The sequence below is a fragment of the Bradyrhizobium sp. JYMT SZCCT0428 genome (assembly GCF_018131075.1).
Classification (GTDB): domain Bacteria; phylum Pseudomonadota; class Alphaproteobacteria; order Rhizobiales; family Xanthobacteraceae; genus Bradyrhizobium.
In genome coordinates this window covers 1-8047 of record NZ_JAFCLS010000116.1, presented here as the reverse complement: position 1 = coordinate 8047, position 8047 = coordinate 1, and the positions used below count along the sequence as shown (strand labels likewise).

5 protein-coding genes are annotated in these 8047 nt (G+C 58.5%); 4 read left to right on the top strand and 1 reads right to left on the bottom strand.

Annotated elements, in window-relative coordinates:
- Positions 1 to 396 precede the first annotated feature (396 nt).
- Positions 397 to 582 carry a hypothetical protein gene (locus JQ575_RS43255; protein ID WP_212039239.1) on the bottom strand — a complete coding sequence of 62 codons (186 nt, stop codon included), beginning with the start codon at positions 580 to 582 and terminating at the stop codon, positions 397 to 399.
- Between the two features lie 1127 nt (positions 583 to 1709).
- Between JQ575_RS43255 and JQ575_RS43250 the strand changes: the two genes are divergently transcribed.
- From JQ575_RS43250 to JQ575_RS43235, 4 genes are all read left to right on the top strand, one after another.
- Positions 1710 to 1928 carry a hypothetical protein gene (locus JQ575_RS43250; RefSeq protein WP_212039238.1) on the top strand — a complete coding sequence of 73 codons (219 nt, stop codon included), beginning with the start codon at positions 1710 to 1712 and terminating at the stop codon, positions 1926 to 1928.
- Positions 1929 to 2032: 104 nt separating this feature from the next.
- Positions 2033 to 2308, top strand: a complete 276-nt coding sequence (locus JQ575_RS43245; RefSeq protein ID WP_212039237.1) for a hypothetical protein — start codon at positions 2033 to 2035, stop codon at positions 2306 to 2308.
- A gap of 382 nt (positions 2309 to 2690) precedes the next feature.
- Positions 2691 to 3674 (top strand): ABC transporter substrate-binding protein, encoded by a 984-nt coding sequence (locus JQ575_RS43240; RefSeq protein ID WP_212039236.1) that lies wholly within the window; start codon positions 2691 to 2693, stop codon positions 3672 to 3674.
- 224 nt (positions 3675 to 3898) lie between these two features.
- Positions 3899 to 8047, top strand: a 4149-nt coding sequence (locus JQ575_RS43235; protein WP_249167305.1) for a GAF domain-containing protein, incomplete at its 3' end; no start/stop codon positions are given.

The window sequence follows — 8047 nt, the reverse complement described above, 5'->3', positions numbered from 1 at the left end:
CCTATCCCCAGGTTGGGCACGCTTAACAAGCACCATTCCAAGTGCCCCGATGCACCGGCTCCGACGCCGGCTCGGCCGGGGGCGAGGAAACAACTGGAAAGGACTTTCCAGTTGGGCAAGCGAGAGCGGAACTGTCCAGTGGTGGACAGTTGAATGAGCGCGTCGGTCTCGACGGCAAGGCCCGCCGGGTAATTCTTCCGAACCAGAAGAATTAGGCTTTGGCCTTCGCCTTCAGCCTTGTCCTCCTGAAGGGCAATCTCATCAACTTAGCCCGCACCTGAATTGCGGTGATTGATCTGTTTAACTTGGCGGCGACCACTGTTACGGACGCGCCGCTTTCCACAAGTGCCCGCAGTAGGTTCTCGTCTTCCGGTGTCCAAGGCCGACTCCGGCGGATCATTTGCTCTTGGCCTTCAGCCCCTCGGCCGTCGATTTGCCGTCTAGCCAATCCTGCTCTTCTGCCAGCGCCCGCCAGGCAGCTTCCATTCGCTTAAAGCGATTTTTGTTCGGTTCGGTTTCAGCCGCTTCCGCCATCACAGCGCAGTTGTCAGCATTTGCGCGATATTGGTCGGCTGTCGTCATCACGTCACCCCGGCCTGAATTGTGCGAAACGGAAGCTAACGCAACCCGAGGGCGCGCGAAAGCCGCCCCGAGAGGCTTGGCAATCGTCACCTTGGGGCGCGGATCGCACCGCGTGCCCGGCGGACCTAGTGCGTCGTCGTCTGACCCCCATCCTGCCTTGCCGCCGGAATGCTTCGGTTTTGATTGTCATCGCCTTGCGCTCGTTCAGTGCCTGAAAATAAGTTCGGCAAAAGCGAACAGGAACCAAAGCCAGGCCGCCGCCGCCACGACCAGGGCGACCGCAGAGATGAAATTCCAACGGCGATCTTGCGTCATCGGCCAACGATATCGTGACTGCACTACGCCGCAACGAAACTCGCGCGTTAAGCTGAATAGCCGTGTTCTGGGTTAATTCGGGAGCCGCGCGGCTCACGCGGGCTAAGCTAAGCAATGATACCCCACCCCGACTGAGCCCCAGCCCTAACCGGCGGGGCTTTTAGGAACGATCCGGCGCCGCAGGAATCGACTTGCCGCTCCTGGTAGTCCCGAGTCCCCTTGGGTCCCCGGGAGAAAACCCCCTGCGGGTTGGCGGCCTTGGTGCGGTGGTGGCGCCGCGCCGGGGCCGTTTGCGCGATCGCGGCCATCAATCTGATATGTGCCGATGATGCGCAGGCGGGTTTTCTTTGCCCGCAAAAACGGAGCCTTATACGAGGCTGACAACGGCGAGAACAAGTTCGGCGCCGAATTCGCTCGATGCCAGCGCGATCAATGTTCCGGCACAGATGGCCAAAATAGCGGTGATTTTGAGAGTGATCATTTTGAAAATCCCCGTCATTGGGGCGAGACCATTCCCGCCAGCCAATAATCGGGGAAATACGCGGGGATCAGGTTGGCGTATGTGATTTATAGCACGCATGGCTCTGCACGGATTTGAACCGTGCACGCAGTTGGACCGACGTTCACGGTCGGCGGCGGGGTTTTATTACATGCGCGGTCACGAGGGCGTGTGTGATGCGATATTCACGTCCAACCCACGTTGCTTTGGCAGATAACACCGGAGAGGATGAGCCGGCTGATGTCTACCGCCCGGTGCAGTTCAGCGTGCGCTAGGTTGCTTGGCAGTACCGAGCGCCCAAATGGAGAGCAATGTGAAGAGCACAAGCCGAAAAGAACTCATCGACAACGGCATACTGTATCTGGTCAACCCCGATGATCTGCGCGCGCTACAAATTGACCCGGACCTATACTTTAAAACTGGCTCCAGCGGGCGCCGCAGCTGGGCGGGCTGGATGCTGGACCGCAAGAAAGACGCAGCACTGATCGAACGTTTGCAGTCGATGCAGTTGCTCCACAAAACGATGCAATGAGCGCGAGCGCCGCCTGATGTCCCGCCGGACCTCACCAGAAATCGCCCATAGATGGGAGGGCGCAAACATACCCCAACGACATCGCCGGGGTGGGAGCACACACGATGATCAATGAAAATGATCCGATCTGGTTAAGGCTCGCTACAATGGATCTGGTTAACCATTGCTTCGCCGCGATTATTTTTGCCGAACTTTCAAAACAGAAACCAGACCCCGCAGCTTGGCGACGATCTACGGGGGATTTTCTGCTGAGTATGATTGACACTCACGAAGAAAATACGCGCGACCTTATGCCCGGCGGGAGCGCTCATCACGAAGAGGCGAGGCAGGCCGTCGATAGGCTCCTTAAAGACGCCGATCGGATCGCGCGCAAAAAATAATACCCAGCATTCCCCCGTGTATTTTCTTGTGGCCCCCACGGTGGCCCGGGACTAACGGGTTCGCGGGAATATTAGTCTAAGACGACCTAAGCCATTGATTTCATTGGTGAGCGCGGAGGGACTCGAACCCTCGACCCCATGATTAAAAGTCACGTGCTCATAGCTCGAAGGACCGCTGTTGGCGCAAAGCTGCCGTCCGCGGGCATGTCCGCTCCTGGGGGCAGAGCGGACATGCCACACCGGCGGGCTGAAATCGCCTATTGACCCAAAGCGGACATCGGGTCGCAGTTCTGGAACTTGTTGCCCTTCCCTTTCTCACTCGCCGTCCCGTCTTGAAGTGCTAGACTTCGACACGAACGAGGCGTTCTCCATTGGAGGCCCAATGAGACGGCGCGAATTCATCATGCTTCTCGGCGGCACCGCTGCGGCGTGGCCGCTTCCCTCGCACGCGCAACATCGCAAAGCAATGCCGCGCGTCGGCGTGCTGTGGCACGCCGCCAACGCCAAGGAGGAAGCGGAATATCTGGGCGCGCTGACCAAGGCGTTTCAGGAGCTTGGTTATTTCGAAGGCAAGAACATCGAGCTGCACCACCGTTTTCCTGCTGAACGACCTGAGCGGTTTCGCGCGCTGGCGGAGGAACTTGCCGAAAGCAAAGTCGATGTGATCGTGGCTGTGACCGGACTTGGCGCGAAAGAGGCTAAACGAGCCACCGCCACCATTCCCATTGTCATTGTCGCCGATAATGACCCGGTTGGTAACGGACTTGTCGAGAGTCTGGCGCACCCTGGTGGCAACGTCACAGGCCTCTCGCTGATGGTCACTGACCTTGCAGGCAAGCGGTTCGCGCTATTGAAGGAAATCGTTCCGAAACTGGCCCGCGTGGCCTTCGTACTCGATCCCCGAGATGCTATTTCTAAGTCTGCCGTCATCGCTAACGGAAGAGCGGCGAAAGCTGCTGGGATTTTGATCCAAACATTCGATGTCACGACACCTGATGAAATCGAAAAGGCGTTTTCGGACATTGCCCGTGACGGCTTCGATGCCGCATACGTGGTTGGACCGCCACTGTACAATGAACGGGTGCAAGTGGGCGCATCAACTATAGCGCACAAGGTGCCGACCATTACAGGGAATGCTGAACAGGTCCCTTACGGCCTGCTGCTGTCCTACGGACCGGATTTTCTCGATCATTTCCGCCGCGCGGTCGGCTATGTCGACAAGATCCTGAAAGGCGCAAAGCCCGGCGATCTGCCGATCCAACAACCCACGCGCTTCAAATTGGTAATCAACCTCAAGACCGCCAAAGCCCTCGGCCTCTCCGTTCCGCCTTCGCTGCTGGCCACGGCCGACGAAGTCATTGAGTGACGCGGCGGACTTCTGCTGTTGGCACGAAACGGACCTGCCGAACCTCCCGACGCATGTCGGCTTTTGGGGGTAAAGCGGACCAGTCGCAGGCATCCCAAAAGCGACGCGAATGACCCGAAACGGACATTTGCCTGGCCTGCTGGCACCTGTGGCTCAGCCCAATCCGCCCCTTCTGAAGGACGGTCTAGCCCGATAAGATGCTCGTCCTGACCCTGGGGGCAGACATGGCGCGGCCATCAAGAACGGGCGGCAAGAAGAGCGAGGCGAAAGCCCGCAACGCAAGCCCAGCAAAGGGCCGCAAGACCACCGAGACCAAGCCCCGCACTGCGCCAGCAGCCGCCCTTAAGCGTCGTTCGGTCTCCGATCCGATCAAAGACCTGAAGGAAGCCCGCGAGCAGCAGGCGGCGACTGCCGAGATATTGAAGGTCATCGCCTCTTCGCCGTCGGACGTGCAGCCGGTGTTTGAGGCGATTGCCTCAAGTGCCAACCGGCTGCTCGGCGGATTCTCCACTGCAGTCTTCCGCTTTCTCGACGATACTGTGCATCTCGCCGCGTTCACCCCGGTAAGTCCGGCTGCCGATGCAGCCCTGCAAGCGGATTTTCCCAGGCCGGTCGATGCGTTCGAGGCGTTCCGGCTGGCCCAGCAAGGCAAGCCCTTCCCGATCCCGGACACCGAAGAGATACCGCACGTGCCGATCAAGGAAATCGCGCGGCTGCATGGCTTCCGCAGCATGCTGTTCGTGCCGCTAATGAGCAACGGCGTGCCGATTGGCGTCGTCAGCATCACCCGCGCTACGACAGGTACGTTCGCCGAGCATCACGTGCAACTGATGCAGACCTTCGCCGACCAGGCCGTCATCGCCATCGAGAACGTCCGGCTGTTCAACGAAACGCAGGAAGCGTTGAAGCATCAGACCGCCACATCGGAAGTGCTGCAGGTGATCGGGAGGTCAATGACCGACACGCAGCCGGTCTTCGAGCGCATACTCGATAGCACGGAACGGCTTTTCGATTGCAGGCAGGTTTCGATCTTTCTCGCTCCTGGTGATGGGTTGCTGCATGTGGCGGCACGCCGTGGAACTGGCTACGAAGCAATCGACAAGGTGTACCCGCTGCCAATCGAGCAGACATCGGCTCCCCGCGTCCTTGGCGAGCGACGGCAAGTCTATCTTCCCGACGTGATGTATGGTGCTGACGTACCTTCGAGCATACGTCGCGTGGTTCAGGTGTTTGGCAATTTTTCCGTCGTAATGACCCCAATGATCTGGGAGGGCCAGGGGATCGGCCTAATCTCGGTGCTACGCGAGCCAAATGCCGCATTCACGCCGAAGGAACTCAGCCTTCTTAGGACCTTTGCCGATCAGGCCGTGATCGCCATCGAGAATGTGCGCCTATTCAAGGAGGTTCAGGCGAAGACCGCCGACCTCTCGGAGTCCTTACAACAGCAGACCGCCACCGCTGACGTGCTCAAGGTGATCAGCCGCTCGGCGTTCGATCTGCAGACTGTGTTGGAAACTTTGGTCGTATCCGCGGCCTGCCTGTGCGAAGCCGACGAGGGCACGATATTTCAGCCCAGAGATGACGCCTACCGCCTGACGGCAAGCTGTGGGCTTTCCCCTCCCAGGAAGGTGTTTCTTGAAAACTGCTCGTTCCAGCCGGGCACGGGCAGCACAATCGGACGGGTCTTGCTTGAAGGTAAAACCGTTCATATCGAAGACTCTCAGACTGACCAAAATTACCGATTTCAAGATCCGGAAGTGCGCACGCGGCTCGGTGTCCCTTTGCTGCGCGAGGGTGCACCCATCGGCGTCTTCGTGTTGGCACGCCGTGATGTCCGCCCCTTCAGCGATAAGCAAATCGAATTGGTCCAGACCTTCGCCGACCAGGCCGTGATCGCGATCGAGAACGTCCGGTTATTCGACGAGGTGCAGACGAAGACGCGCGACCTTACGGAGGCGCTGACCTATCAGACAGAGAGCAGCAACATCCTCAGAGTGATCGCGTCCTCACCGACCGACGTAGGGCCTGTTCTCAATGCCATTGTCGAAAGCGCCTGCCAGCTTTGCGATGCTTATGATGCGGCGGTGGTGCTGCAGGACGGCGAATATCTGCGGATCAGCGCGCATCACGGACCAATTCCGATCGGCATCGAGAAGTGGCCGATCAACCGCCGCTGGACCGCCGGCCGCGCCTTCGTCGACCAGACGCCGGTTCACATTGAGGATCTGAGCGACGAGAAGCACGCCGACTTCACCGATGGCCGCGAGCTTTCGCTGCGCATGGGCCATCGCACCATCCTCAGCGTGCCGCTGCTGCGCGAAGGCGAAAGCATTGGCGCTATCGTACTTCGCCGCACCGAAGTTCACCCGTTCAGCGAAAAGCAGATTACCTTGCTTCAAACCTTCGCTGATCAGGCCGTGATCGCCATCGGCAACGTTCGGCTGTTCCAAGAAGTGCAGGCCAAGACGCGCGATCTGAGCGAGGCGCTGTCTTACCAGACAGGGAGCGGCAAGATTCTCAGCGTTATCGCATCCTCGCCAACTGAGGTAAGGCCGGTTCTTAAGGCAATCGTCGAAACTGCCTGCGAGCTTTGCGATGCCTCTGACGCTCTTGTGTTCCTGAAAGACGGCGAGGACCTGCGCTTCAGCGCGCACCACGGATCAATACCAATCGATATGGAGAAATGGCCGATTAACCGGAATTGGGTCATGGGACGCACTGTCGTCGATGGGGTACCGGTCCACGTGCACGATCTTCCCTCCGAAGGCGAAGAGTTCCCCGAGGGCCGAGAACTAGCGCGCCACCAGGGCATTCGCACAGTTTTGAGCGCACCTTTGCTGCGCGAGGGTGAAAGCATCGGAACGATCGCGCTTCGCCGCACGGAAGTGCAGCCGTTTAGCGAAAAACAGATTGCTCTGCTGCAGACCTTTGCCGATCAGGCAGTAATCGCCCTCGGGAACGTTCGGCTGTTTGACGAGGTGCAGGCAAAAACGCGCGACCTCACGGAGGCGCTGCAGCAGCAGCTCGCCACCGTGGACGTGCTGAAAGTCATCAGTTCTTCGCCAGGTGAGCTGGAGCCGGTATTTCAAGTTTTGCTGGAGAACGCGGTGCGTCTCTGCGAGGCTCAGTTCGGCGTCCTATGTACTTTTGATTTAAGTGGATTTCAGTACGTGTCGGCTCGAGGCGCATCCGCAGAATATACAAAATACATGCAACAACGCGGACCCTTTCGACCTGCATCGGGAGTGCTCGATCGGATTATGCGGACAAAGCAACCGAGCCACACAGCCGACGAGGCTGCGGAAGTTGTCCCCGGCCCGGCCGGTACCTTCGGAGGTGCACGATCTCTTGTCGGTGTCCCAATGCTCAAAAACGGTGAGTTAAGAGGCGCAATTATCATCTACCGTACGGAAGTGCGGCCGTTTGCGGATCAACAGATCGATTTGCTGACGAACTTTGCTGCCCAAGCAGTCATTGCTATTGACAATACACGCCTCCTTAATGAGCTGCGGCATCGCACGGATGATCTAACTCGATCGCTACAGGACTTGCACAGCGCGCAAGAGCGACTGGTCCAGACCGAAAAACTCGCTTCGCTCGGCCAGCTCACGGCTGGCATCGCGCATGAGATCAAGAACCCGCTCAACTTCGTCAATAATTTCTCGGCGCTGTCGGCGGAACTGACGGACGAGCTGAACGACGTGCTCAAGCCGGCCCCGCTCGATGGCAAGATGCGGGCGGAAGTCGACGAGTTGACGCGGCTTTTGAAGGACAACCTCGAAAAAGTCGTGCAGCACGGCAAGCGCGCCGACTCCATCGTCAAGAACATGCTGCTGCATTCGCGCGAGGGCTCTGGCGAACAGCGGCCCACGGACATCAATGCGCTCTTGGATGAGAGTCTGAACCTTGCTTACCACGGTGCCCGAGCAGAAAAGGCAGGCTTTAGTATTGCCTTCCAACGCGATCTCGATCCGACCGTCGGCATGGCTGACGTCTATCCGCAAGAGATCACGCGGGTCCTGCTCAATCTGATCTCGAACGGGTTCTACGCTGCGACGAATCGCAAAGTGGAAGCTGGTGACGTCTTCGAGCCAATGCTTTCCGCCACGACGAAGAACCTCGGCGACAAGGTCGAAATCCGTATTCGCGATAACGGGACCGGCATCCCAGATGATGTCAAAGAGAAGATATTCAACCCGTTCTTCACGACCAAACCAGCCGGTGAAGGAACTGGCCTTGGTCTCTCGATGACGCACGACATCATCGTGAAGCAACACGGGGGCAGAATTGATGTGACGACCGAGCCTGGGCAGTTCACAGAGTTCATCATCGTCCTGCCAAGAAAGAGCAATGTTTCTGGCAGGGATCGAGGT

Excerpts from the sequence above, each read along its gene's own strand:
- JQ575_RS43240 (WP_212039236.1), top strand. The coding sequence starts at position 2,691 with ATGAGACGGCGCGAATTCATCATGCTTCTCGGCGGCACCGCTGCGGCG.
- JQ575_RS43245 (WP_212039237.1), top strand. The coding sequence starts at position 2,033 with ATGATCAATGAAAATGATCCGATCTGGTTAAGGCTCGCTACAATGGAT.
- JQ575_RS43255 (WP_212039239.1), bottom strand. The coding sequence starts at position 582 with ATGACGACAGCCGACCAATATCGCGCAAATGCTGACAACTGCGCTGTG.